Annotated in this window: 19 protein-coding genes; 9 read left to right on the plus strand and 10 right to left on the minus strand. The window is 64.8% G+C overall.

The window, feature by feature from the left end; genetic code table 11:
- The first annotated feature begins 52 nt into the window (after nt 1-52).
- Both PPA02S_RS06775 and PPA02S_RS06780 read left to right on the plus strand, forming a co-directional pair.
- Nucleotides 53-970, plus strand: a complete 918-nt coding sequence (locus PPA02S_RS06775; RefSeq protein ID WP_028633841.1) for an AEC family transporter — start codon at nt 53-55, stop codon at nt 968-970.
- A 246-nt stretch (nt 971-1,216) separates the two neighbouring features.
- Complete coding sequence (locus tag PPA02S_RS06780; RefSeq protein WP_028633840.1) at nt 1,217-2,068, plus strand: CAP domain-containing protein; 852 nt, start codon at nt 1,217-1,219, stop codon at nt 2,066-2,068.
- Between the two features lie 31 nt (nt 2,069-2,099).
- Here the strand turns inward: PPA02S_RS06780 and PPA02S_RS06785 are convergent, their stop codons facing one another.
- A complete protein-coding gene (locus PPA02S_RS06785; RefSeq protein WP_028633839.1) occupies nt 2,100-3,068 on the minus strand; it encodes a GlxA family transcriptional regulator in 969 nt (322 codons plus the stop codon).
- 102 nt (nt 3,069-3,170) lie between these two features.
- On the opposite strand from PPA02S_RS06785, the gene PPA02S_RS06790 reads away from it, so the two are divergent.
- The 3 genes from PPA02S_RS06790 (at nt 3,171) to PPA02S_RS06800 (ending at nt 7,847) form a co-directional block, all read left to right on the plus strand.
- Nucleotides 3,171-3,782, plus strand: coding sequence for a LysE family translocator (locus PPA02S_RS06790; protein WP_028633838.1), 612 nt, complete (start codon nt 3,171-3,173; stop codon nt 3,780-3,782).
- 211 nt (nt 3,783-3,993) lie between these two features.
- Nucleotides 3,994-6,411, plus strand: a complete 2,418-nt coding sequence (locus tag PPA02S_RS06795) for a glucose/quinate/shikimate family membrane-bound PQQ-dependent dehydrogenase (protein WP_028633837.1) — start codon at nt 3,994-3,996, stop codon at nt 6,409-6,411.
- 167 nt (nt 6,412-6,578) lie between these two features.
- Entirely contained in the window at nt 6,579-7,847 is a 1,269-nt protein-coding gene (locus PPA02S_RS06800; protein WP_028633836.1) for a carbohydrate porin, read from the plus strand.
- On the opposite strand, the gene argE is transcribed toward PPA02S_RS06800, so the two are convergent.
- A complete protein-coding gene (gene argE, locus PPA02S_RS06805) occupies nt 7,831-9,009 on the minus strand; it encodes an acetylornithine deacetylase (RefSeq protein WP_028633835.1) in 1,179 nt (392 codons plus the stop codon). The two genes, PPA02S_RS06800 and argE, sit on opposite strands and share 17 nt — an antisense overlap.
- Complete coding sequence (locus tag PPA02S_RS06810; RefSeq protein ID WP_028633834.1) at nt 9,002-9,679, minus strand: DUF1028 domain-containing protein; 678 nt, start codon at nt 9,677-9,679, stop codon at nt 9,002-9,004. Before PPA02S_RS06810 ends, argE begins: the two co-directional genes overlap by 8 nt.
- Before the next feature lie 299 nt (nt 9,680-9,978).
- Between PPA02S_RS06810 and PPA02S_RS06815 the strand changes: the two genes are divergently transcribed.
- Together PPA02S_RS06815 and PPA02S_RS06820 are read left to right on the plus strand one after the other, a co-directional pair.
- On the plus strand, nt 9,979-11,298 hold the full coding sequence (locus tag PPA02S_RS06815; protein WP_028633833.1) for a flavin-containing monooxygenase: 1,320 nt from the start codon (nt 9,979-9,981) through the stop codon (nt 11,296-11,298).
- Nucleotides 11,298-11,714, plus strand: a complete 417-nt coding sequence (locus tag PPA02S_RS06820) for a RidA family protein (RefSeq protein ID WP_028633832.1) — start codon at nt 11,298-11,300, stop codon at nt 11,712-11,714. Before PPA02S_RS06815 ends, PPA02S_RS06820 begins: the two co-directional genes overlap by 1 nt.
- Before the next feature lie 13 nt (nt 11,715-11,727).
- Here the strand turns inward: PPA02S_RS06820 and PPA02S_RS06825 are convergent, their stop codons facing one another.
- The 4 genes from PPA02S_RS06825 to pgm all read right to left on the minus strand — a co-directional run bounded on the left by PPA02S_RS06825 (nt 11,728) and on the right by pgm (nt 17,385).
- Nucleotides 11,728-14,133 (minus strand): TonB-dependent receptor, encoded by a 2,406-nt coding sequence (locus PPA02S_RS06825; protein WP_028633831.1) that lies wholly within the window; start codon nt 14,131-14,133, stop codon nt 11,728-11,730.
- Between the two features lie 66 nt (nt 14,134-14,199).
- Nucleotides 14,200-15,159: a FecR domain-containing protein gene (locus PPA02S_RS06830; RefSeq protein WP_028633830.1), complete on the minus strand. Its 960-nt coding sequence runs from the start codon at nt 15,157-15,159 to the stop codon at nt 14,200-14,202.
- Entirely contained in the window at nt 15,156-15,668 is a 513-nt protein-coding gene (locus PPA02S_RS06835) for a sigma-70 family RNA polymerase sigma factor (protein WP_028633829.1), read from the minus strand. The genes PPA02S_RS06830 and PPA02S_RS06835 overlap by 4 nt, the downstream gene beginning before the upstream one ends.
- A 79-nt stretch (nt 15,669-15,747) precedes the next feature.
- Nucleotides 15,748-17,385 carry a phosphoglucomutase (alpha-D-glucose-1,6-bisphosphate-dependent) gene (gene pgm / locus PPA02S_RS06840; RefSeq protein WP_028633828.1) on the minus strand — a complete coding sequence of 546 codons (1,638 nt, stop codon included), beginning with the start codon at nt 17,383-17,385 and terminating at the stop codon, nt 15,748-15,750.
- Nucleotides 17,386-17,543: 158 nt separating this feature from the next.
- Here pgm and PPA02S_RS06845 point away from each other — a divergent pair, with 158 nt between their 5' ends.
- Together PPA02S_RS06845 and PPA02S_RS06850 are read left to right on the plus strand one after the other, a co-directional pair.
- Complete coding sequence (locus PPA02S_RS06845; RefSeq protein ID WP_028633827.1) at nt 17,544-18,191, plus strand: DUF1345 domain-containing protein; 648 nt, start codon at nt 17,544-17,546, stop codon at nt 18,189-18,191.
- A 272-nt stretch (nt 18,192-18,463) separates the two neighbouring features.
- Complete coding sequence (locus PPA02S_RS06850; protein WP_028633826.1) at nt 18,464-18,724, plus strand: DUF1652 domain-containing protein; 261 nt, start codon at nt 18,464-18,466, stop codon at nt 18,722-18,724.
- Here the strand turns inward: PPA02S_RS06850 and PPA02S_RS06855 are convergent.
- The 3 genes from PPA02S_RS06855 to PPA02S_RS06865 form a co-directional block, all read right to left on the minus strand.
- Nucleotides 18,721-20,808, minus strand: a complete 2,088-nt coding sequence (locus tag PPA02S_RS06855) for a putative bifunctional diguanylate cyclase/phosphodiesterase (protein ID WP_028633825.1) — start codon at nt 20,806-20,808, stop codon at nt 18,721-18,723. The genes PPA02S_RS06850 and PPA02S_RS06855 overlap by 4 nt on opposite strands.
- 109 nt (nt 20,809-20,917) lie before the next feature.
- On the minus strand, nt 20,918-22,405 hold the full coding sequence (locus tag PPA02S_RS06860; RefSeq protein ID WP_028633824.1) for an efflux transporter outer membrane subunit: 1,488 nt from the start codon (nt 22,403-22,405) through the stop codon (nt 20,918-20,920).
- Nucleotides 22,402-25,509, minus strand: coding sequence for an efflux RND transporter permease subunit (locus PPA02S_RS06865; RefSeq protein WP_028633823.1), 3,108 nt, complete (start codon nt 25,507-25,509; stop codon nt 22,402-22,404). The genes PPA02S_RS06860 and PPA02S_RS06865 overlap by 4 nt, the downstream gene beginning before the upstream one ends.
- Nucleotides 25,510-25,539: the final 30 nt, after the last annotated feature.

Raw genomic sequence — 25,539 nt, forward strand, 5'->3', positions numbered from 1 at the left:
CCTGCGCGCAACCGGTACGCTATGCGCCGTACCCGGCCACGGATCACCGAACATGCTGCACTTGCTGCTGACCACGCTGTTGCCGATCATCCTGTTGATCGCCTTGGGCACCTTTCTGCGCATCAGGGGGTTCCTGGCCGACGGTTTCTGGCCGGGTGCCGAACGCCTGAGCTACTACGTACTGCTGCCCTCGCTGTTTCTACATGGGCTGGCCACCGCCAACCTTGATGGCGTGCCAGTGTTGGGCATGGTAGCGGTGTTGATGCTCTCGACCGTGGCCGGCGCAGTGCTGCTGATGCTGTACCAGGGCATCAGCCAGCACGACGGCGCTGACTTCACGTCAGTCTTCCAGGGCGGGGTGCGCTTCAACAACTACATTGGGGCCACCCTGGCCGCCGGCATTTACGGCACGGCCGGCATTGCCTTGGCGGCGGTAGCCAACGCGGCCATCGTGCCCCTGGTCAACTTGCTTTGTGTGCTGGTGTTCGCACGCTTCAGCGCGCGCCACAGCTCGCCCCTTACGGTGTTGCGCGCGATCTTCGCCAACCCGCTGATCATCGGCTGCGCTGGCGGGCTGCTACTGCGGGTTACCGGCCTGGGCCTGCCCGCCGGCATCGAGCCGACGGTCAAGGCGCTGGGCCAGGCCGCGCTGCCACTCGGGCTGTTGTGCGTGGGCGCGGCGCTGGGCGGCGCGCGCGTGGGCCAGCAGGTGCGGCCTGTAATGGCCGCGTCGGGCTTCAAGTTCCTGGTCATGCCGACCTTGGCGTGGGCGTTGTGCCGGCTGCTTGGCCTCAGTGGCCAGGCGGCGGTGGTCGCGGTGCTGTTCCAGGCGCTACCCACCGCATCGTCCTCCTACGTCATGGCCAGGCAGATGGGCGGCAACGCACCGCTGATGGCAACCATCATTGCGCTGCAGACAGTAACGGCTGCAGCGACCCTGCCTTTGGTGTTGATGCTGACGCTGGACTAAACCGCTGGGCCGACGCTTAAGGGAACGTGCTACCACGCTGAATCGTTGCGCAAGCTCGGCCGCCTTCAGATCACCCAATCGCACTTTTGCCTCTGGCTGCGGTCCATTGCCGCTTAGGGTAAAACGCACGGCACATCGGTGCATGCCAACCCGTTCACTGGGTTGCACAGGCTCGGGCGTAAACCACCGGGCTTGTGTAGGATGAGCAGCGCGAACCACGACGCTGCCAGTTACAGGGAGATCCACATGCGCGTCCTGCCATCCGTTGCTGCCTTTTCGCTGGGCCTGCTTATCTCGACTGGAGCGCTGGCGGTAACCGGCGAAGAGGCGCAACTGATCGACTCGATCAATGTCTACCGCAGCACGGCACAGTCCTGTGGCGCGGAAGCTTCGCTGGAGCTTCCCCCGCTCAACAGCGATACACGCCTGGCGTTGTCGCCTGAGGGCACCCGCGACCTGCAGCAAGCCATGACGCGCGCCGCCTACCCCATGGTCAACGTGCAGGCCATCAGCCTGTCCGGCCCGCGCGATGCCCGTGCGGCCATGCATGCCATCGAAGAAAGCTTTTGCCAGGTGGTGCTCGACCCGCAGTTCGTGGACATCGGCGTCAGCCAGGAAGGGCGAGACTGGCGGATCGTGTTGGCGCGCCCCCTGCTAAGCGGCCGCCTTGGCGACTGGCAGGCCGAAGGGCAGAAGGTACTGCAGGCAATCAATGCAGCACGCCAGCAACCGCGCCAGTGCGGTGGCCAGCCGTTCGCCGCCGCGCCGCCACTTACCTGGAACGCCGTGCTGGCTGGGGTGGCTGCCAACCATACGCGGGCCATGGCCAACCAGAACTTCTTCGACCATATCGACAAGGATGGCCGCACACCGGGTGATCGCGCCGAACTGGCCGGGTACCTGTACCAGCAGATTGGCGAGAACATCACCGCTGGCCGCGACACTGCGCAAAAGGTGGTTCAAGGCTGGCTCGACAGCCCTGGGCATTGCGCAACCCTGATGAACCCGGACTTCCGCGACCTGGGCGCCGCCTATGCCACCGACCCGAAAAGCGATGCTGGCATTTATTGGACCGGCCTGTTCGGCACCCCCCAGTAGCCGAGCCAGGCCGGCCAGACAGGCGTCAGGCCTACCCGCCTCCTGCGCGCAACTGCTGCGCCGTACAAGCAAAACGCTTGCGCACGCATTTGCCCAGGTGGCTGGCGTCCCCCAACCCCACCTCATAGGCGATCTGCGCCAGGCTGTGGCTTGAGTTGAGCAGGCGCCAGCGCGCCTGTTGCAGACGCATCTCGTGCCACCAGGCCTTGGCACTCATGCCCTGGCTGGCCTGGAACTGCCGGTCCAGTTGCCGCCTGCTGATCCCCAGTTCAGCCGCCAGATGCTCCACAGGCAATGGCGTGCCCAGGTGATGGCGCATCAGCGCCTGCGCGCGTGCCACCAGCCGACCTGCGCCGGGCCCAGGCTGCAGCGTTCGCAGTGCGTGGTGGCTGTCTCGGGGTTCGTCCATCAGCATGTCTGCCAGCCCTTTCAGCGCTCGGGCTCGCCCACACGCTTTTGCCAGCAAGGCCACAACCAGGTCGACAACCGCGGTACCCCCCGGGCAGGTGATGCGGTCGCCATCAATGCAGAACAGCTGCTCCGGGAGCATCTGCAGGTGAGGGAACGCAGCGCGAAATTCAGCTTGATGGCGCCAGTGAATCACCGCCCTGTGTCCTCGCAGAAGGCCGCACGCTGCCAGCAAAAAAGCTGCGTTGTCCACGCCCACCAACTTCACCCCTGCCCTGGCGGCTTTTTTCAGCAGGCCTTCGTAGTCTGGCGCCTTGGCCGCCGTTGCCATTGCGCCTCGACCACCCAGCAGCACCAGGTAGTCAAAACCAGACACTTCCAGCTGATCGACTGCAGCCTCCACCTGCACCACCGCACCGCAGCTGGAGGCGACCGGCTCTGCCGTCAGCCCGGCTACTGTCCAGGCGCAATAACGCTGGCGGCTGTAATCCTCGTCGTCAGCGCTGAAACGCAGCTTGTCGAGCAGAGCACCGAAAGGAAGCAGGGCAAAATCGGGCATCGGTACGATCAGCAAGCGAATGTCGGGGTGCATACAGGCTGTCCAGATATGACCATGGAATGACCAGATACTACCCTGCACCCGTCAACAAGGCCTCCTAAACTGACGCTCTCTCCGGCAACTGGTGCTCGCAGCATGGCAATCGAAACTTGGCTTATCTACCTGCTGGCCAGTGCTGGGCTGGCCGTTACCCCTGGGCCAAACAGCCTGCTGGCCCTCACCCACGGCGCACTCTATGGCGCACGTCGCACCCTGTTCACCATTCTCGGCGGCGTGGTGGGGTTCGTTGCGCTGATTGCCCTGGCAATGTTCGGCATCGGTGCGCTGTTGCAGGCATATCCGTCAGCGTTGAGCGGGCTGAAATGGGCGGGCGGTGCCTACCTGGTGTGGCTGGGCATTCAGCTGTGGCGCAGCCCGGGGCTTCACCTCGCAGCAGCCGGGCATGGGGCAGTACAAGGCAATGGCAGCCTGTTTCGCCAAGGCCTGCTGTCGGCCCTGGCCAACCCCAAGGTACTCCTATTCTACGGCGCCTTCTTGCCACAGTTCATCGACCCGCAGCGCGGCCTGTCCGTGCAGTTCGCGGTGATGGCAGCCACCTTTGCCAGTGTCGAGCTTGCGGTAGAGTACCTGTTGGCCCGCTTGGCGTTTCGCATCCGGCCGTGGCTGAACCAGGGCGGCGCCGGGTTCAACCGCTGTTGCGGTGGGCTGTTCGTGGTGATTGGTTTACTGCTGCCGCTTGGCGCCTAGCTATCAACGGGTTCTACGAAAGTCTACACCTGGATTCAATAACGTTTTTAGCCGCAAGTTCACTTGTATTTGCGAGCCATTTGCCGATATTTGGCAGCATTTTATAAGTTCCAGGCCTGCGACAATCAGCCTCAGAATATTTTGTACCAACTTGTTAATTAGCAAGCTAAGCGTTTAAACTCAGCGCATTCCACCTGCTGAGATCCCTGGCATGACACACACTCCGCGCACTTCTGGCGCCTCAACCTTCGTCCTGGGCGGGCTGGGCATCATCATTGCCCTGCTTGGCCTTCTGCTGGCCGCCGGCGGCTTCAAGCTCGCCGGCCTGGGCGGTTCCTGGTACTTCCTGATCGGCGGCCTGGCCATGGCCCTGGCCGGCATCCTCATCGCACGGCGCAAGCGGGCCGGGGCCTGGCTGTATGCCGTGTTCCTGCTGGGGACCGTGCTGTGGGCCGTGGCGGACGCCGGCCTGGTGTTCTGGCCGCTGTTCTCGCGCCTGTTCATGTTCGGCGCCATCGGCGCGGTCGTCGCCCTTGCCTACCCGATGCTGGCACGGGCCAGCGGTGCCAGCGCAGGGCGCAGCGCCTACGGCGTGGCGGCGGCCATGGGTGTAGTGCTGGCGATTGCCGCCGGTAACATGTTCGTCGCCCACCCCAGCGTTGCGCCCACTGGCAACGGCCCTGGCCTGACCCCGGTGGAGCCCGGCACCGCACAGAAAGACTGGGCCCACTATGGCAATACCGAAGGTGGCAGCCGCTTCGCAGCGCTGGACCAGATCCGCCGTGACAACGTCGACAAACTGAAGGTGGCGTGGACCTACCACACCGGCGACGTGGCCATCAGTGACGGCAACGGTGCCGAAGACCAGCTCACCCCGTTGCAGATTGGCAACAAGGTGTTCATCTGCACCCCACACAATAACCTGATCGCGCTGGATGCCGACACCGGCAAGGAGCTGTGGAAGAACGCCATCAACGCCCAGTCCAAGGTCTGGCAGCGCTGCCGTGGCATGGCTTACTTCGACGCCACCACGGCCGTGGCCCAGCCGACCCAGCCCAACAGCACCCCGGTCAGCGTCGCCAGCGTGCCTGCGGGTGCCAACTGCCAGCGCCGCCTGCTCACCAATACCATCGACGGCCGCCTGATTGCCGTGGATGCCGACAACGGTGAGTTCTGCCAGGGCTTTGGCAACAATGGCCAAGTCGACCTCAAGGCTGGCCTGGGCGATGTACCGGACTCCTACTACCAGCTGTCCTCGGCGCCGCTGATGGCCGGCACCACGGTGGTGGTTGGCGGGCGTGTTGCCGACAACGTACAGACCGACATGCCAGGCGGTGTGATCCGTGGCTTCGACGTGTATACCGGGGCCATGCGCTGGGCGTTCGACCCGGGCAACCCGCAAGACCGTCAGGCGCCACAGGGTGACAACACCTACGTGCGCAGCACCCCCAACAGCTGGGCGCCGATGTCCTACGACCCGGCGATGAACACCGTGTTCCTGCCCATGGGGTCGTCCTCCACCGACATCTACGGTGTGGAGCGCAACAAGCTGGACCACACTTATGGCGCTTCGGTCCTGGCCCTGGACGCGACTACCGGCAACCAGAAGTGGGTCTACCAGACTGTCCACAACGACCTGTGGGACTTCGACCTGCCGATGCAGCCAAGCCTGATCGACTTCACCAAGGACGACGGCCAGTCGGTGCCTGCGGTTGTGATCGGCACCAAGGCTGGGCAGATCTACGTGCTGGACCGCGCCACCGGCAAGCCGCTGACCCAGGTCGACGAAGTACCGGTCAAGCCGAGCAACATCCCCAACGAGCCTTACTCGCCAACCCAGCCTAAATCGGTGGGCATGCCGCAGATCGGTGCGCAGACCCTGACCGAGTCGGACATGTGGGGGGCTACCCCGTACGATCAGCTGCTGTGCCGCATCGACTTCAAGAAAATGCGCTACGACGGCCTGTACACCGCGCCAGGCACGGACCTGTCGCTGAGCTTCCCCGGTTCGCTGGGCGGCATGAACTGGGGCAGTATTTCCACCGACCCGGTGCATGGTTTCATCTTCGTCAACGACATGCGCCTGGGCCTGTGGATCCAGATGATCCCGTCGCAGAACCAGGGCAAGGCAGCTTCCGGTGGCGAGTCGTTGAACACCGGCATGGGCGCGGTACCGCTCAAAGGCACGCCGTATGCGGTGAACAAGAACCGCTTCCTGTCGGTGGCCGGCATTCCGTGCCAGGCTCCCCCGTTCGGCACCCTCACCGCCATCGACATGAAAACCCGCCAGGTGGCCTGGCAGGTTCCGGTTGGCACCGTGGAAGACACCGGCCCACTGGGCATCCGCATGCACCTGCCCATCAAGATCGGCCTGCCGACACTCGGTGGCACCCTGTCGACCCAAGGCGGGCTGGTATTCATTGCCGGCACCCAGGACTTCTACCTGCGCGCCTATGACAGCAGTAACGGTAACGAGATCTGGAAAGCACGCCTGCCGGTGGGTAGCCAGGGTGGCCCGATGACCTATGTGTCGCCCAAGACCGGCAAGCAGTACGTGGTGATCACCGCCGGCGGCGCACGCCAGTCGACTGACCGGGGCGACTATGTGATCGCTTACGCCCTGCCTTGAGACCGTGTCGCCCTTGGCGCGGGTGAGCCTGCTCCTACAAGGAGCAGGCGCACCCAACCCCACAGCCGGCCCGGTGCGCCGGCTTGTGCAGGCGGGTGTGCTACCCGCCTGTGTGAGGGCGGTTTTACCCGCCAAGAGGCCCCGAAAGACTCCCCGAGACCCCCGCAATGCTATCCGCAACCCGCATGACTCCTGCTTTGCTGCTGGCCCTGGCCAGCACCCCTGCCCTCGCCGACGGCGACCTGATGACCCGCAGCACGCTGACAGGCGACTGGGGCGGCCTGCGCCATCAGCTTGAGGCAGACGGCATCCGCTTCACCGCCGACTACAGCGGTGAAACCGCCTACAACGCTCACGGCGGCCTGCACCGCTCGGCGCGTTACTCGCAAAACGTCAAACTGGGCGTCCAGTTTGACCTGTCCAAGCTGTATGGCCTGGACAATGGCGGTAAGGTGCAGCTGACCATCAACGATCGCCGGGGCAACAGCGCCTCCGAAGACCTGGTAGGCAACCGACTGCCGATTCAGGAAAACTACGGCGGCCTCTACACCCGCCTGACCGAACTGAGCTACGAGCGCACCCTGTTTACCCCGGCGCTGAACGTGAAGCTCGGCTACATGGCCATGGGCAACGACCTGGGCGGCCTGGACAGTGGCATTTTGTGCAACTTCATGAATGCCGGTTTCTGCGGCCACCCGCTGAACATGTCCGGTGGCAGCGGCTGGACCAACTACCCCAACGCCCGCCTTGGCGTGCGCGTGAAGTATGACCTGTCGCCCGCCTGGCAACTGCGGGTTGCCGCCTTCAACGTCGACCCGGAAAGCAACGGCAATTCCAGCCGGGCCTGGCACCTGGGGCCCAAGCACACTACTGGCACCGTGGTGCCGGTTGAGCTGGTCTACAAGCTTCAGGGCGAGCTGCCCGGCGAGTACAAGCTGGGTTACTACTACGACAGCTCCGACGCCAAGCGTATCGGCAGCGACAAGCAGGTGGCGGGCCGCGGCGGCCACTACCTGCTGATTGACCAGGCCGTGTGGAACGACCCTGGCCTGCCAGGGCGCAGCCTGCATGCTTTTGGCCAGTACTCGGCGTCCAGCAAGGCGGCTTCGCCTTTCACCAAGTGGTATGGCGCAGGCGTGGTGTTGTATCAACCGTTCCAGGGGCGGCCGCGGGATACCGTGGCCCTGGGCTACGGCCGTGCGGTGCCCAACCCACGCAGCCGGGACGTCCAGCAAGCGGCTGCCTTCGATGCCGGGCGCCCCTACCCGGACATCGACAGCGCCGAGCAGTTGATCGAACTGAGTTACGGCTACCAGGCCACACCGTGGCTGAACCTGCGGCCGGATGTGCAGTACATCATCGAGCCAGGCGCGTTCTCTGGCAAAGCCATCGACAACGCCCTGGTGGTCGGGCTGCAGGTCAAGGCCAGCTTCTGACAGGCATCTGGCGCAGGTAGGCCACCAGCCTGGCCAACATCGCGTCACACGCCCGCAACTGCTCGACGCTGACGAACTCGTCGGGCTTGTGGCCCTGGTCCATGCTACCAGGGCCACACACCACGGTCGGGATACCGGCCTGGTCGAACAGCCCTCCTTCCGTGCCAAACGCCACCGTACCGAAAGCCTCCGAGCCACTGAGCAACGCCAGCAACTGCGCCGCCTCGCTGTCTGCCGGGGTCGCCAGCCCAGGGTAGGCACTCAAGGGTTGCAAGCGGATAGCGCTCTCGCGGTTGACCTTGCGCATCCGTGGCAGCAACTCGGCGTCGGCATACTGCTGCAACTCGCTGGCTACCGTGGCGGCATCGAAGCCTGGCAAGGCCCGCACTTCGAAATCGAACTCGCAATGCGCCGGCACGATATTGAGCGCCGTGCCCCCTTTGATCACGCCGGTCTGCACCGTGGAGAACGGCGGGTCGAAACGGCAGTCATGCCGTTCGGGGCTGGCCAGCGCCTCACCCAGGTCACCCAGTTTGCCAATCAGCTTGGCCGCATATTCGATGGCATTGACCCCGTACGGAGCGTACGCCGAGTGGCAGGCTGCACCCTGCACCTGGCAGCGCACGGCCAGCTTACCCTTGTGCCCAAGCACCGGCTTGAGTTCGGTAGGCTCGCCGATCAGGCAGAGCCGGGGCTTGAGCGGGCGCTGTTCAAGGGCGGCCAGCATGGAGCGCACCCCCAGGCAGCCCACCTCTTCGTCATAGGAAAACGCCAGGTGCACAGGCATGCGCAGCGGCTCGGCCAGCAATGCCGGGACTGCCGCCAGCACCGAGGCGATGAAGCCTTTCATGTCGGCGGTGCCCCGCCCATAAAGCCGGCCGTCGTGCTCGCTGAGCGCGAACGGTGCCACCGTCCAGGCCTGGCCATCGACCGGCACCACGTCGGTATGCCCCGACAGCACGATACCCGCGACGTCTGTGGGGCCGATGGTGGCGAACAGGTTAGCCTTGGTGCCCTCTGTGTTGAGGAACAGCTCACTGGCAACGCCCAGGCTGGCCAGGTAGTCGCGCACGAAGCCAATCAGGTCCAGGTTGGAGTCGCGGCTGACCGTGGCAAAGCCCACCAACCGGGCCAACAGCGCGCGGCTGGCGAACTCACTCATCGCCCGCCACCCCGTAGCTGGGGGCTGCGGTCGGGTCCAGGGCGCGGGTCACATAGTCTTGCATCTGCGGGCGATAGGCCTGCCACAAGCCCTGCAGGGCGCCGATGGGGTCGTTGTCGGCCCAGTCTACCCGCAGGTCCACCAGCGGCCAGGTCAGCTCGCCGGCAACCTTGAGCGCGGCAGAATGGACCGGCCCGGCTTCACCGCCTGCCGCCATCGCCGCGTGCATGGCGGCCAGCAGGCGGTCAGCCAGGTGCCCGCTGGCCTGCTCGAATGCCTGCACCATGGCCTCTATCACGGCGGCCGAGGCCAACAGGTTACCGGCTGCCGCGCACTGCTCCCCGGCCACGGCATGATGGGTGCCAAGGGCTTCACGCCCGGTGAACAGCGCCACCTGGCCGTGGCTGTCGATCACCGTCACCTGGCGATACTCACTCCAGCCATTGGCGCTCAGCACCTGGTCCAGGGCGGTGGCCGGGGGCAATTGCCCGCGCTCAAGGGCGTCGAGAATCTGCGGCCCGAGGGCCGGCAAGGTGACGTTCTGCGTAGCAACCGCGCCTACCCCAGCCCTGACCCAGGGGCAGCGGGCACCGACCGCGATGCTGGAAGAACTGATGGCGATACCGACCTGGCCGGTTTCCTGGCAGCGCCCGATGATGGAGAAGGTCATGGCATGGATCCTGTTGTGCTATGCGGTTGGAAGGCATTCTGCGAGCAAGCCCGAGGCCCAGGAAACCACCTTTTTCCGAGGCCTTGAGCAACAAAAAACTAACCCTTCGCCCCCCGCTGGCACGCCCGAACGGCCACCATGCACGGTGCACCCCCGGCCCGCCGGGGCCTTCGCCAATTTATCGGCAAGCACCAGCTAAATACTATTTTCGCCATTGTCCGGGCATCCCTAGTCTGGCCCCAGGTAAACGGCGGTCTTCCAACCGACCTCACAAAAACCGCCTGAACAAGGGCTCGGACATGACACTGAACAACCTCGAAATCGACACCCTCGTCGTCGGCGCCGGCCAGGCCGGTGTGGCCATGAGCGAACACCTGAGCAAGCTGGGCGTGCCGCACTTGGTACTGGAACGCAACCGCATTGCCGAAGCCTGGCGCACCGGCCGCTGGGATTCGCTGGTGGCCAACGGCCCGGTATGGCACGACCGCTTCCCGGGCCTGGCGTTCGACATGGACGCTGATGCCTTTGCCGGCAAGGACCAGGTAGCCGACTACTTCGAACACTACGTACGCAAGTACAACCTGCCGGTGCGCACCGGCATCGAGGTGCGCAAGGTAGTGCGCAACAGCGACCGCCCCGGCTTCACCATCGAAACCAACGAGGGCGTGATCCGCGCCAACCGGGTGGTGGCTGCCACCGGGCCGTTCCAGAAGCCTGTGATCCCGGCCATCGCCCCCAAGGACACCAACCTGCATCAGATCCACTCGGCCGCCTACTTCAACCCGCAGCAACTGCCTGAAGGTGCCGTGCTGGTGGTGGGCGCCGGGTCGTCCGGGGTGCAGATTGCCGAAGAACTGATGCGCGCCGGGCGCCAGGTGTACCTGTCGGTGGGGGCCCATGACCGCCCACCGCGCGCCTACCGCAACCGCGACTTCTGCTGGTGGCTGGGGGTGCTGGGCGAATGGGATGCCGAAATCGCCAAGCCTGGGCGCGAACACGTCACCATCGCGGTAAGTGGTGCCCGTGGCGGCCATACCGTCGATTTTCGCGCCCTTGCCCACCAGGGCATGACCCTGGTCGGCCTGACCCAGTCGTTCAGCGATGGCGTAGCGCACTTCCAGGACAACCTGGTAGAAAACATCAACCGCGGCGACGAGAATTACCTGGCCCTGCTCGACGCTGCCGATGCCTATGTAGCGCGCAACGGCCTGGACCTGCCCGAAGAGCCCGACGCCCGCAAACGCCTGCCCGACCCGGCCTGCATGCGCACCCCGCTGCGCCAACTGGACCTGGCCGAGGCCGGTGTGGCCACCATTATCTGGGCGACCGGCTACGGCGTGGACTTCAGCTGGCTGCAGGTGGACACCTTCGATGCCAACGGCAAGCCCCAGCACCAGCGCGGTGTCGCCCGCGAGCCCGGCGTGTACTTCCTCGGCCTGCCCTGGTTGTCGCGCCGTGGCTCCTCGTTCATCTGGGGCGTATGGCACGACGCCAAGCACGTCGCTGGCCACATCGCCACCCAGCGCACCTACCTGGCCTACCGCGACCGCGAGCAGCGCGCCGCTGATGACCAGCCACACCCCAAGCTCAGCACCGTCAGCACCCTAGGAGCCCACTGATGCCTACCCACACCCGCATCCGCATGTTCAACACCAAGGTCACCTACCCCAACCAGACCCTGGACAACGACCTGTGCCAGGCGGTGCGCGCCGGCAACACGGTCTATGTTCGCGGCCAGGTAGGCACCGACTTCGAAGGTAACCTGGTAGGCCTGGGCGACCCCCGGGCGCAGGCCGAGCAAGCCATGAAGAACGTCAAGCAATTGCTGGAAGAAGCCGGTTCCGACCTGTCGCACATCGTCAAGACCACCACCTACATCACCGACCCGCGTTTCCGCGAGCCGGTGTACAGGGAAGTGGGCAAATGGCTGAAGGGGGTGTTCCCCATCTCTACCGGCCTGGTGGTTGCCGGGCTTGCCCAGGCCGAGTGGCTGATGGAGATCGACGTGATCGCCGTCATTCCCGACCCGGCATAGCAGCCGCCGGGGCTCAGAAGCCCACGGTGGCCGACAGCAGGTAGGTGCGCGGGGTGGACAAGGTGAGCCCCGGCTCGGCGTCATCGGGCGCACCGGCCGAGCTCCAGTAGCGGTCGTCCAGCACGTTCTCGACACTGGCGCGCAGGGTGACCTGCGTGGCGTCCACCTTGAAGGCATAGCGGGCACCCAGGTCGTAGCGCTCCCAGCCGTCGATCTTCTTGCTGTTGTTCTGGTCCAGGTACTGGGAGCTGGAGTGGGTGCCGCGCGCTGTCAGCGTCAGGCCGTCCACCCCGGGTACGTCCCATTCGGCGCCCAGGTTGACGTTGTATTCCGGAGTGGCGGGGGCGCGGTTGCCGTCATAGGCGCCGCCCACGGTATCGGTCAGTTCGCTGTCGATGTACATCACACCGCCCAGCAACCGAACCCCGTCCAGCGGCTCGCCGAACACGCTCAGCTCGATGCCACGGTTGTTGCGCTTGCCATTGGCACCGAACACGCGGGAGCCGGGGTTGGTTTCGTAAGCGGGCTGGCGGATACGGAACGCGCTGGCGGTGAACGCGACCTTGCCCAGGTCGTATTTGGCGCCCACTTCAACCTGGCGGCTGGTGAACGGCGGGAAGATTTCATCTTCGTTGATGGAGGTCGAAGGTGCGATCTTGCCCTGGCTCAAGCCCTCCATGTAGTTGGCGTACAACGACAACTGGTCGGTGACTTTCAACAGCACGCCGCCCGACGGCGAGACCTTTTCTTCGTCGTAGGCTGTGTCGCCTTTCACACCATCGCTCCAGTCGTCCACCTGCACGCGCTGCCAGCGCAGGCCCAGGGTGACCAGCAGGTTGTCGTCGAAAAAGCCCAATGTGTCGGCCAGGGCCACGCCCGAGAAGCGGTTCTCGGTGTAGTCCTTGGAGTCGCGCCGGGTGGGTGTGCCAGGGGCCGGTAGTGCGGCCGGGTGGTACAGGTTGCTGGGCGACGACGCATAGCGTGCGCCACCGTTGGTGAAGTCCATGTAGTAGTAGGTGGCGGCCAGGTTCACCTCGTGGCTGACCGGGCCGGTGTGGAACCAGTTGCGTAACCCGGCCATGGCCGTGCGCACCGACTCGTCACGGGTAAAGTCACGTGGCTGCACAGTGAAGTCGCCCGCATCGTTGATGATCGACACGTTGTGGCGCAGGAAGTCATGGTTGCTCTTGCGCGCGCCCACAGCGCCGTAGGCCAGCAACGATTCGCTGATGTCGTATTCGGCATGCACGGCACCGAAAGTGTCGTTGGTACGCGCCTTGCTCCAGGCCTGGGCGTAGTTGCGGTGCACATCGCTGGCCTTCGGCACCTTGGCGCGCGCGCCCACCAGCACCCGCTCCTGCGGGGCGTCGGTATCGCGCTCGGTATGGCCCAGGTCGGCCGACAGCCGCAGGCGGTCGCCGCGAAAATCCAGGCCCAGCACCGCCATTTCACGGTCGACGCTCTGGTGGTCCCATTCGGTGTCACCCGATTGCTTCACACCGTTGAAGCGCACGCCAAACTGCTGCCCTTCACCGAAGCGCCGGCCAATGTCCACCGCGCCGCCTGCCTGGCCTGCCGAGGCATAGCTGCCGGTGAACTCGGTGATGGGCTTGTCGGTGGCGCGCTTGGGCTGCACGTTGATGCCGCCCCCTACGCTGCCACGCGGGGCGATGCCGTTGATCAGCTGGCTGGGGCCCTTGATGATGTCCACCCGGTCGGCCATTTCCATGTCGATGGAATAGGTCGGCAGCAGGCCGTACAGGCCGTTGTAGGCCACGTCGCTGTTGAACAGGCTGAAACCGCGAATGGTGAACTGCTCGAAGCGCCCGCCCGCCGGGTTGGTGGTACGTACCGAAGGGTCGCTGGCGACCAGCTCACCCAAGGTGCGCGCCTGCTGGTTCTTGACCAGGTCGCTGGTGTAGCTGGTGATGCTGAACGGCGTTTCCATGAAGTCCCGCGCCCCCAGCAGGCCCTGGGCACCCTGCCGCGCCACCTGGCCGCCGGCATAGGGCTGTGCGTCGTTGCCGGCGGGCAGGCCACTGACGATGCTGGTGGGGGCGATTTCCAGGGCAGCGCCCGCTTGCGGTGCCGGCATGAGGGTAAAGGCGCCCTCGCCGACCGGCAGCAGTTGCAGGCCACTGCCGCGCAGCAGGTGCATGAAGCCTTCATCCACGCTGTAGCGGCCAGACAACCCCTCGCTGTTCAAACCACGCACCAGCGCAGGGTCCAGCGAAAGGCTCACGCCAGCCTGGTCGGCAAAGCGGGTCAAGGCCGCGCCAAGGCTGGCGGCAGGGACCTGGTAAGCCCGCCGCACGGGCTCCTCGGCCCAGGTGGGCAGGCTCAGCAGCAGGCTCATGGCAAACAACGGACGCACGGCGCGCACCAGCGGGCGCACGCGGTTGGACTTTACTGCACGCATCTGAAAAAGCTCCCCTTCATGGTCTTCTACCGGTAATGACCGGTGAGCGAAAAAAAGGGGACAGCCTCATGCGGAATTTTCTCGTGGGGCCAGGGTGACCCAATAACGGGTGCGGGCCTGCACCTGCACCGGCAGGCTGGCGGCGAGCAGGGCCAGTACCTGGTCCGTGTCGTCCAGGCGGAAGGTGCCGGTGACCCGCAACCCGTCGATGGCCGGTGACCAGCGCAGCACGCCGGGGCGATACCGGCGCAGCTCGGCCAGCAGTTCGCCCAGGCGGCGATCATCCAGGCGCAGCACGCCCTCGCGCCAGCCCAGCAGCCAGGGTTCCACAGTGGTCACGGCATCCACCCCGCTACCGAGCAGGCTAGCCTGCTGGCCGGCTTCGAGGACCACGGGCGAGCCATTCCCGGGCTGCAGGCGCACGCGGCCACCCGTCACCGATACTCGGCAACCTGAATCCAGCAGGCGCAGACAGACATCGGCGGCGCCTGACCCTTGGCCTCCCAGCTGTACCTGGCCGGTAGGCACCTGCACCCGCAGGTCGAGGTGGCCAGGGGTCTTCACCGCCACCTCTCCCCGCCTGAGTGTGATGCGCCGGCCTGGGCCGTCGATATCCACGGCGCTGTCGGTGTTCAACTGCACCGACGTGCCATCGGCCAGCCGCAATTCGCGGCGTTCGCCCACCCCGGTACGTACGTCCGCAGCCCAGGCGTCGATAGGCAGTTCGCGGCTGATCAACCAGGCCGACGGTAACAGCACCGCCACCCCAATTGCCTGCTTGAGCACCGCCCGGCGACCGGCATCCGGCCGGTCCAGGGTTGCCATAGCCAGGCTGCCGGGCAAGCTGCTAAAGCGCTGGCGCAGCAGCAGTGCCTTCTGCCAGGCGTGCTCATGGGCCAGGTTACTGGCCCGCCACTGCTCAAGGCGCAACAGGTCCGCATCGCTGGCACTGCCCGAGTCCAGCAGCGACAGCCAGTGCGCAGCGCCACGCAGGGCATCGCGCATTTCGGAGGGGTGCGGGTTCATTGCAGCTCGGCCAGCAGGCAATGTTCGTAGGCCTGAGCCATGTAGCGCTTTACCGAACGCTCGCATACGCCAAGGCGCACGCCGATTTCGGCATAGCCCAAGCCTTCGAGCTGGCTCCAGAGAAACGCCTTGCGCACCGCAGGCTTCAAGCCATCGAGCAGTTCGTCCAGCGCCTGCAGGGTTTCCAGCAATACCCAGCGCTGCTCGGGCGAAGGCACGTGTTGCTCGGGCAGTTGCGCCAGGGCATCCAGGTAGGCCTGTTCAAGGCTGCGGCGCTGATAGAAGTTGCTGAGCAGGCGCTTGCCCACCGTCAACAGGTAGGCACGCGGTTCGTGAATGTCGGCAAGCGGCTGAGCACTGGCCAGTACGCGCAGGAAGGTGTCCTGGCTGAGGTCGGCAGCATCCCAGGCATTGCCCATGCGCCGGCGCAGCCAGTTTTCCAGCCAGCCGCGATGCTCGCGGTAGAACGCAGGCAGGCTGGGTGGGGGCGGCGGCGCGGCATCGATCATGGGGATGGCCCTGCAGTGGACGTAAATAGGATTAATTCTAATTTACATCGCACAGCAGGACCAACCCCTTTATCACCTGTCAGGCAATGGCGGCGTCCACCAGCACCTGGGCTTCTTGTACCAGGCGCTGCAGATGCGCTTCATCGATGAAGCTTTCGGCGTAGATCTTGTAGATGTCCTCAGTGCCCGATGGCCGTGCCGCAAACCAGCCATTGGCGGTCATCACCTTCAGGCCACCAATGGCCTGGCCGTTGCCCGGCGCATGGCTCAGCACCTGCACGATCGGCTCGCCGGCCAGTTCCGTGGACTTCACTTGCTCGGGCGCCAGCTTGCTCAGTAGCGCCTTCTGGCGGGCATCCGCCTTGGCCTCCACCCGGGTGGCGTAAGGTTTGCCAAGGGCTGCAGTCAGGTCCGCGTAGGCCTGGCCTGGGTTACGGCCTGTACGGGCAGTCATTTCAGCGGCCAGCAGCGCAGGGATCAGGCCATCCTTGTCGGTCGCCCAGACCGACCCATCGCGGCGCAGAAACGATGCCCCGGCGCTTTCTTCGCCACCGAAACCCAACGAGCCGTCGAACAGCCCCTGGGCGAAATATTTGAAGCCCACCGGCACTTCGTAGAGCTCACGGCCCAGCCGTTCGGTGACACGGTCGATCAAACCGCTGGACACCACGGTCTTGCCCACCGCTGCGTCGCTGCGCCATTGCGGGCGGTGGCGATACAGGTAATCGATGGCCACGGCCAGGTAGTTGTTGGGTTGCAGCAGCCCTTCAGGGGTGACGATACCGTGACGGTCGTGGTCCGGGTCGCAGGCGAAAGCCACGTCAAAACGCTCGCGCAGGCCGATCAGGCCCTGCATGGCGTAAGGCGAGGAAGGGTCCATGCGGATCTGGCCGTCCCAGTCCACGCTCATGAAGCGGAAGGTCGGGTCTACCTCGGTGTTCACCACTTCCAGGTCGAGCTTGTAGTGTTCGGCAATGGCCGACCAGTAGCGCACCCCTGCCCCACCCAGCGGGTCGACGCCCAGGCGCAGCTTGGCGGCCCGGATCACGTCGAAGTCGATCACGTTCTCGAGGTCGGCCACGTAATGGCTGACGTAGTCGTGGCGGTGGGTGGTCGACGCCAGCAGCGCCTGGGCATGATCAATGCGCTTGACCCCAGCAAGGTCCGCCGCCAGCAGTTCGTTGGCCTTGTTTTCGATCCACTTGGTCACGTCGCTGTCGGCGGGCCCACCGTTGGTGGGGTTGTACTTGAACCCACCGCTTTGGGGCGGGTTGTGCGACGGGGTAATGACGATGCCGTCGGCCAGGCCCTGCTCGCGCCCGCGGTTATAGCACAGGATGGCGTGGGAGATGGCGGGTGTCGGGGTGTACTCGTCGTCCTTGGACAGCATCACCTGCACGCCGTTGGCGGCCAGCACCTCCAGGGCGCTGGCGGCAGCGGGTGCCGACAGGGCATGGGTGTCGGCGCCGATGAACAACGGGCCGTCGATGCCCTTTTCCTGGCGATACAGGCAGATGGCCTGGGTGATCGCCAGCACATGGTACTCGTTGAAACTCAACTCGAAGGAGGTGCCCCGGTGCCCTGAGGTGCCAAAGGCTACCCGCTGGGTCGCCACGGCCGCATCCGGGCGGCCGGTGTAATAGGCCGTGAGCAGGCGGGGGATATCAACCAGCACGCTGGCCGGTGCCGGCTTGCCTGCCAAAGGACTGAGCGTCATGCATAAACCTCGAGTTCAACGAATGGTGGGTGTTGGAACGTGCAGTGTACTGAGAGTTGCATGGCGGTGCGATGGGGCCAGTCAACAAACAACCTGGCAACCCGCCAGCTTCTGGGCGGTCTAGAGTGAAGCTCATCAGCCACTGCCTGCGAGGCCCCATGGCATTTCATCGTCTTACCCGTACCCACCCCAGGCTGACCATCGCCGCCATCGTCGGCCTGCTGGGTGGCTGGTTGATCCCAGGCGGCGACAGCGTGCAGCGCATTCTGACCGGCTGGAACCTGGGGGTATGGCTGTACTTGGTACTGGTGCTGTGGTTGAGCTGGAACGCCAGCCCGGACAAAGTACGCAAGGTGGCCCGCACCGAGGACGAAAACGCCGGGCTGGTGTTGCTCACCGTGTGCGTGGCCGCCATTGCCAGCCTGGTGGCAGTGACGTTCCAGCTGGTTTCGAGCCGTGGCTTGCACGGCGACGCCCTGGCGGTGCACTACCTGTACACCGGGCTGACGATTGCCGGCTCCTGGCTGCTGATCGGCTGCATCTTCAGCCTGCACTATGCGCGGCTGTTCTATGCCGGGCAGCACCCCGAGCCGCCGCTGCGGTTCGCCGACAACGAATGCAGGCCTGACTACTGGGACTTCCATTACTTCTCTTTCACCATCAGCGTGGCGGTGCAAACATCGGACGTGGGCGTGGCCGGGCGCAACCTGCGCCGGGTGGTGCTGGCCCACTCGTTGGTGGGGTTCGTGTTCAACACGGCCATCCTGGGGTTCACCATCAACATCGCGGCAGGGCTGTTGAATTGAGGCTACCGCCTGTCCGAAAACCTCATGCGGGCGAGGAATGGAGCGCTGCCTCATGGCGCCCAGAATTCGAGGCATCTGGGCGAGGAAAACGTTTGCCCCGCGCCGGCTGTTCAAGCCGTCGGCATCCCCATCTGTGACCTGGGTCATCCATTGATACATTTGTCATATTTGTGAACGAGAATCGCTCGGTGCAAGTGCTATGGTTACCTTCCCAGCGGTCGCATGACGCGGCCGCCCATCACCATCGTCCAGGCAAGGACAAGGAGGCTGGCATGAACAAGATGACGTTCCCCAACGCCTGCCAGGTGATGCGCTGGCACTTCCATCCGCTTGGCTTCGAAGCCAGCATGGATGCGCCTCGCAGCATGGTCGCGCGGCTGTTCGACCGTGGCACCGGTGTAACACTGCTGGCCATTGCCGGCATCCCCTGCACGGCCATCATGGCGGCAGCGGACGTCGAGCGCATCATCGAGGCGGTCGAAGCCGAAATCGATGCGTTCCAGCCAGCCTTCACACTGCGCGACGCAGGCTAGCCGACTGCAGCCAGCGCCGGGCCCATGGCCTGCAAACCGCTCATGAACTGCTCGGCCGGCACCGGCTGGCCCAGCAGGTACCCTTGCAGCGAATCACAGCCCAGGCGCGTGAGAAACGCCTGCTGCCCCCCGGTCTCTACCCCTTCTGCAACGATGCGCAGGCCTAATGCCTGGCCCAACGCCACAATGGCAGAAACGATGGCCGCATCCTCGCTGTCCTGCTCCAGTTCACGAACAAAGCCACGGTCGATCTTCAATTCGTTAGCCGGTAGCCGCTTGAGGTACAGCAAACTGGAGTAGCCCGTACCAAAGTCGTCGATAGACAGGTCGACCCCCATCTCGGAAAGCCGTCGCAGCACGGCTAGGCTGACGTCAGCATCGTGCATGGCGGTGGTTTCCGTCACTTCCAGGGTCAGGCAGTTGGCCGGCAGGTGGTTGCGCGCCAGGGCGCTGGCCACGCTGTCAACCAACCCCGCATGGCAGAACTGGATCGCCGACAGGTTCACCGCAATACGCCAGCCGACATGCCCTTCGTTCAACCACTGGCGCATCTGACGGCAGGCCTCATTCAGCACCCACTCACCAATGGGCAAGATCAGCCCGGTCTTTTCCGCAAGGCCAATGAAGCGGTCGGGCAACAGCAGGCCGTGTTGAGGGTGTTCCCAGCGCAACAAGGCTTCGGCACCGATCGGCTGGCAGGCCCTGGCCTCGAACTTGGGCTGATAATGCAGGCGCAACTGCCGGCGCTCCAAGGCATGGCGCAGGTCCTGCAGCAGTTGCAACTGCTGGCGGGCGTTGCTGTTCATCGACACGTCGAAAAAACTGTAGCCGTTCTTGCCCGCGCTCTTGGCGTGGTACATGGCAGCGTCCGCATTGCGCAGCAGTTCGTGTTGGTCAAGGCCATTGCCCGGGTAAAGCACAATGCCCAGGCTGGCCGACAATTGCAGCTCGTGGTCGGCCACCTGGAAGGGTCGGGACACCAGGTTGACCTGCTTGACTGCCACATCCATGGCATCGGCTGGAGTCTGCAGCTCCACCAGCAGCACGAACTCGTCGCCGCCGATACGCGCCAGGGTGTCCTGGCTGTGCAAGTGACCGCGCAGGCGAGCGGCCACCGCCTTGAGCAACAAGTCGCCAATGTGGTGGCCAAAGGCATCGTTCACCGGTTTGAAACCGTCCAGGTCGATGAACATCAGCGCAAAGCACCCGCCCTGCTCCGCCACCTTGGCAATCGCCTGCTCGATCCGGTCCGCCAACAGACTGCGGTTAGGCAACGCGGTAAGGGTGTCGTGCAGCGCCAGTTGGGTGAGCTCCTGGTTGGCCAGGGTCAGCGACCTGGCCAGCTCCGCGGTACGTACTTCAAGGCGGGCATCCAGCACCGACGTCAGCAAGGCGACCGCCAGCACAGCCAGGGTGGGGATCAATACCAGGTAGACCAACCCGTCGCCCTGCAGCCCACCAGGCAAGGCGCCACAATAGCTACCCACCGGGAAACTTGCCGCGGCCATGCCGGTGTAGTGCATGCCGACGATCGCCAGGCCCATCACCACCGCCGCCAGGCCCCGAACCTGCCTGACATACGGCGTTTGCCTGCGCAGCCGGAAGGCGATCCACAACGCGGCCGCCGACGCCACCACGGCAATCAGCAGCGATGCCATGAACAGTGAGGGGTCGTAGTCGATCCCCGGCAGCATGCGCAGCGCCGCCATGCCGGTGTAATGCATGCTGGCAATGCCGCCGCCCATGATCAGCGCCCCGAACGCCAGCTGTAGCCAGGGCAGGTGTGGCTGGCTGACCAGCCACAGGGCAAAGCCTGAGGACAGCACGGCAATCAGCAGCGACAGCGCGGTCAGGGGCAGGTCATACCCCAGGTCGACCGGAAGGCTCAGGGCAAGCATGCCCACAAAATGCATGGACCACACCCCGGTCCCCATGGCCAGCGCGCCGCCCGCCGTCCACACGGCAGCCGCACGGCCTTTGGCCGTGGCGATGCGGCCGGTGAGGTCAAGGGCGGTGTAGGACGCCAGGATTGCCACGCACAGCGAAATCAACACCAGCGAAGAGGAATAGCTAGCGGTCAGCATTTGAGTTTCCGGAGACGGGCCGGGGCGGCCCGGAAAAAGCTGACGATTGTACTCAAGCTTTGGCGAAACGCACGGGGTTTTTGCTAACGAAAATGGGCCGCCCGGTGGGTCATTCCTGCTCGCTGAACGCCTGCTGCGCCTGCCAACCGCCCCCCAGTGCCGCCACCAGTTGCACACTGGCCACCAGGCGCCCTTGCAGCAGGTTCAGCGCACTGCGTTCGTTGCTCAGGGCGGTAGCCTGCACGTTGACCACATCCAGGTAGCCGATCAGCCCCGCGCGGTACTGGTTCTCGGTCAGGCGCAGGGATTCGCGGGCCGCTTCCAGGGCTTCCTGGCGCACTACCGCTTCGTCACCATACACCTTCAACTGCACCAGCAGGTTTTCCACCTCCTTGAAGCCGTCCAGCACCGTCTGCCGGTACTGCGCCACGGTCTGGTCATACACCGCCACGGTACGGTCTACCTCGGCGCTGCGCTTGCCGGCATCGAACAGTGTGAGCGCCAGTTGCGGCCCCACGGACCAGTAACGGTTGGGCAATTCGATCCAGTTGCTGAAGCTGCTGCTGGAGTACCCGCCGTTCATGCTCAGGCTCAGGTCTGGGAAGTACGCGGCACGGGAAACGCCGATATTGGCGTTGGCCGCCATCACGTTGCGCTCGGCGGCTGCGATGTCGGGGCGCCTTTCGAGCAGCTGTGACGGCAACGCCACGGGTATCTGCGGCAAGGCCGGGATGTCCTTGCTATCGGCCAAGGCAAACTGCGCTGGCGTCTTGCCCAGCAACACAGCGATGGCGTTCTCGAACTGGGCACGCTGCCACGCCAGGTCGATCAGGTCGGCCTCAGTGCTCTTGAGCTGGGTACGCGCCTGGGCTACGGCATCGGGGCCGGCAATACCAGCACGGTACTGGTTCTGGTTCATGCGCAGCGACCGCTCGTAGGCGGCGACGGTGGCCTCCAGCAAGCGTTTCTGTTCGTCGATCACCCGCAGTTGCAGGTAGTTCTGCACCAGCTCGGACTGCTGGCTCAGGCGCATGGCCGCAAGGTCAGCCAGGCTGGCGTCGGCGCTGGCTTCGTTGGCATTGAGCGTTTCGCGCAGTTTGCCCCACAGGTCGATCTCCCAACTGACACCCAACTGGGCGTTGTAGGTATTGCGGATGCCGCTGCTGTTGGTAGACAAGCTGGAACTGGAACTGCCGGTGCCCTGGGCCGAGCGGTTCTTGTTAACGCTCAGGTTCAGGCTGGGGAACAAGCCGGCACGGCTGCTGCGCACCAACGCCTGGGCCTGGCGATACTGGGCTTCGGCCTGGGCAACGCTCTGGTTATTGCTGTTGAGTTCCGCCACCAGCGCATTGAGCCGGGTGTCGCCGTAGATCTCCCACCAAGCGCCCCGGGCGATGGCATCGCCAGGCTTGGCAAGGGTCCAGCCGTCGGCATGCTTGAATTGCGCCGTGCCGGCAAGTTCAGGGCGATGGTAGTCGGGCGCCAGGGTGCAGGCGCTGAGCAGCGCCACGCTGAACGCGGCACCCAGCAGGCGCGAGCCGCGCCCGCGGGTCAGCACCTGCAAGGCACGGTGCAGTGGAGTCTTGGCAAAAGTCATAGCGGGGTTTCCAGTGCCGCGTCGGTGCGCACACCGCGCCAACGGTTGAAGCGGTGGCGCAGGCGGTCCAGGTACAGGTAGACCACCGGCGTCGTGTAAAGGGTCAGAATCTGGCTGAACACCAGGCCGCCGATGATGGTCAGCCCCAGGGGCTGGCGCATTTCCGCGCCTTCGGCCTGGCTCAGCAGCAACGGCAGCGCACCGAGTATGGCGGCCAGCGTGGTCATGAGGATTGGCCTTAGGCGCAGCAGGCAGGCCCGGCGGATCGACTCTTCGGGCGACAGGCCCTGGTGCCGCTCCAGTTGCAGCGCCAGGTCGATCATCAGGATGGCGTTCTTTTTCACCACGCCGATCAGCAGGAACAACCCCAGCAGCGAGATCAGGCTGAACTCGCCACCGGTCAGGTACAGCGCCAGCAGCGCGCCGACGCCGGCCGACGGCAAGGTCGACAGGATCGTCAGCGGGTGAATGTAGCTTTCGTAGAGAATGCCCAGCACCAGATACACCAGCACCAGCGCACCGAGAATCATGAAGGGCTGGCCTTCCTGCGTTTTGGCAAAGGCATCAGCCGTGCCACCCAGCTTGGCGATCACACCCTCTGGCAGCCCCAGTTTCGCCACGGCACGCTCCACGGCGGCCAGCGCCTGGTCGGGGCTGAACCCTTCGGCCACGTCGAAGGCGATGTCCTCGGAGGCGAACTGGTCTTCGTGGCTGACACGGTCGTTGGCCAGGCTGTTCTCGTAATGCGCAATGGTCGACAGCGGCACCCGCGCGCCGTCTGCAGTGATGACCTGCACCTGCTCCAGGGTGCTGGGGTCCCAGGCATACTTGGGGTTTATTTCCAGCACCACCTGATACTGGTTGAGGCTGTCGTAGATGGTCGAGATCTGCCGCTGGCTGTAGGCGTTGTTCAGCACCGTGGTGACCATCTGCATGTCGATGCCCAGGCGCTTGGCCTGGTCCCGGTCGACCACCAGGGTCACCTGCTGGGTGCCGGCACCGTCGTGGGCGTCGATCGCCGTCAGTTCAGGCAAGGCGCGCAGCGCCGCGACAACCTTCGGGAACCACAGGCGCAGGGCAGCCAGGTCGCCGCTCTGCAAGGTGTACAGGTACTGGGAAGAGCTCTGGTCCCTGCCGCCCCCGCCCAGTTGCAGGTCTTGGTCGGCCATCAGGAACAACCGCCCGCCCGGCACCTTGGGCATTTCCTTGCGCAGCCGCTCGATGACCTTTTGCGCATCGAGCTTGCGCTCGCCGATGGGCTTCAGGCGCACCAGCACCATGGCGTTGTTGGTGCCACTGTTGCCGCCGATAAAGCCGGCTACGCTCTGCACCGCCGGGTCGGCGAGCAAGGCGCGGCGATAGGTTTCCATCTTTGGCTGCATCACGCTGAACGACAGGCCGTCATCCCCCCGGATGAAGCCCATCAGCTGACCGGTGTCCTGTTGCGGCATCAGGGTCTTGGGCACCACCACGTACAGCGCGATGTTCACGCCGATGGTGGCCAGCAGGCTGAGCAAGGTCAGGCGGCGATGGCGCAGGGCCCAACCCAGGCTGCGGTCGTAGGCGCCGACCATGCGCTGGTGCACCGCCTCGCTCCAGCGCTGCAGGCGGGTTTGCTCGGCCTGGTGCGGCTTGAGCCAGCGGGCGCAGAGCATGGGGGTGAGGGTCAGCGACACCAGCAGCGAGACCATGATCGCCGCCGCCAGGGTGATCGAGAACTCCTGGAACAGGTTGCGCACGATGCCACCCATGAACAGGATGGACACGAACACGGCTACCAGCGACACGTTCATCGACAGCAGCGTGAAGCCGACTTCCTTGGCCCCCAGAAACGCCGCTTTCATCGGTGGCTGGCCGCCCTCGATGTGGCGGGAAATGTTCTCCAGCACCACGATGGCATCGTCCACCACCAGGCCAGTGGCCAGGATCAGCGCCATCAGTGACAGGTTGTTGAGCGAGAACCCGCACAGGTACATCACCGCGAAGGTACCTACCAGGGACACCGGCACCGCCAGGCTGGGGATCAGCGAAGCGCGCAGGCTACCCAGGAACAGGTACACCACAAGGATTACCAGTACCACGGCAATCAGCAGGGTGTGTTCGGCCTCCTTGAGGGTGGCCTTGATCACCGGTGAACGGTCCATGGCCACGTTCAGTTGCACGCTTGCCGGCAGCAGCGACTGCAAGGCGGGCAGTTGCGCCTTGATCTGGTCCACGGTCTGGATGATGTTCGCGCCGGCCTGGCGGTTGACCACCAGCAGTACCGCGCTCTGATCGTTGAAGAAGCCACTGTTGTAGCGGTTTTCCACGCCATCGGTGATGGTCGCCACATCGGACAGCCGCAGGAGGGTGCCATTCTGCTGGCGGATCACCACCGGCCCGTAATCCTGCGCACGCTCCAGTTGGTCGTTGGCGCGCACCTGCCAACTGCGCTCGGCATCCTCAACGAAGCCCATGGGCCGGCGCTGGTTGGCGTTGGCGACCGCAGTACGCACCTCGTCCAGCGACAGGCCGTACTGGCTGAGCAACTGTGGCTCCACAGAAATACGCACGGCCGGCAACGAGCTGCCGCCAATCTGCACCTCCCCTACCCCAGGCACCTGGGCCAGGCTCTGGGACAGGATCGTGTCGGCCAAGTCGTACAGCTGGCCTTTCTGCAACACATCCGAGGTCAGCGACAACACCATGACCGGTGCCTGGGACGGGTTGATCTTCTTGTAGGTGGGCATGCTGCGCATGCCACTGGGCAACAGGTTACGGGTGGCGTTGATGGCCGCCTGCACTTCGCGGGCCGCGCCATCGATGTCGCGCCCAAGCTCGAAACCGATGATCACCCGGGTAGAGCCCTGGTTGGAGCTGCTGGTGAGCGTGGTGACGCCCGCGATACTGCCCAGCTTGCGCTCCAGCGGCGTCGCGACCGTGGATGCCATGACCTCCGGGCTGGCACCGGGCAGGTTGGCCGACACGACGATTACCGGGAAGTCCATCTGCGGCAACGGCGACACTGGTAGCAGGCCGAAGCTCACGGCGCCCAGCAGCATGATGGCCAGGCTCAGCAGCATGGTCGCCACTGGCCGGCGAATGAAAGGACCAGAGAGGTTCATCGGCCACTCCCTGGCACTGGTGTCAGGGCC

Origin of the sequence: Pseudomonas parafulva NBRC 16636 = DSM 17004 (genome assembly GCF_000730645.1) — a bacterium.
Classification (GTDB): Bacteria; Pseudomonadota; Gammaproteobacteria; order Pseudomonadales; family Pseudomonadaceae; genus Aquipseudomonas; species Aquipseudomonas parafulva.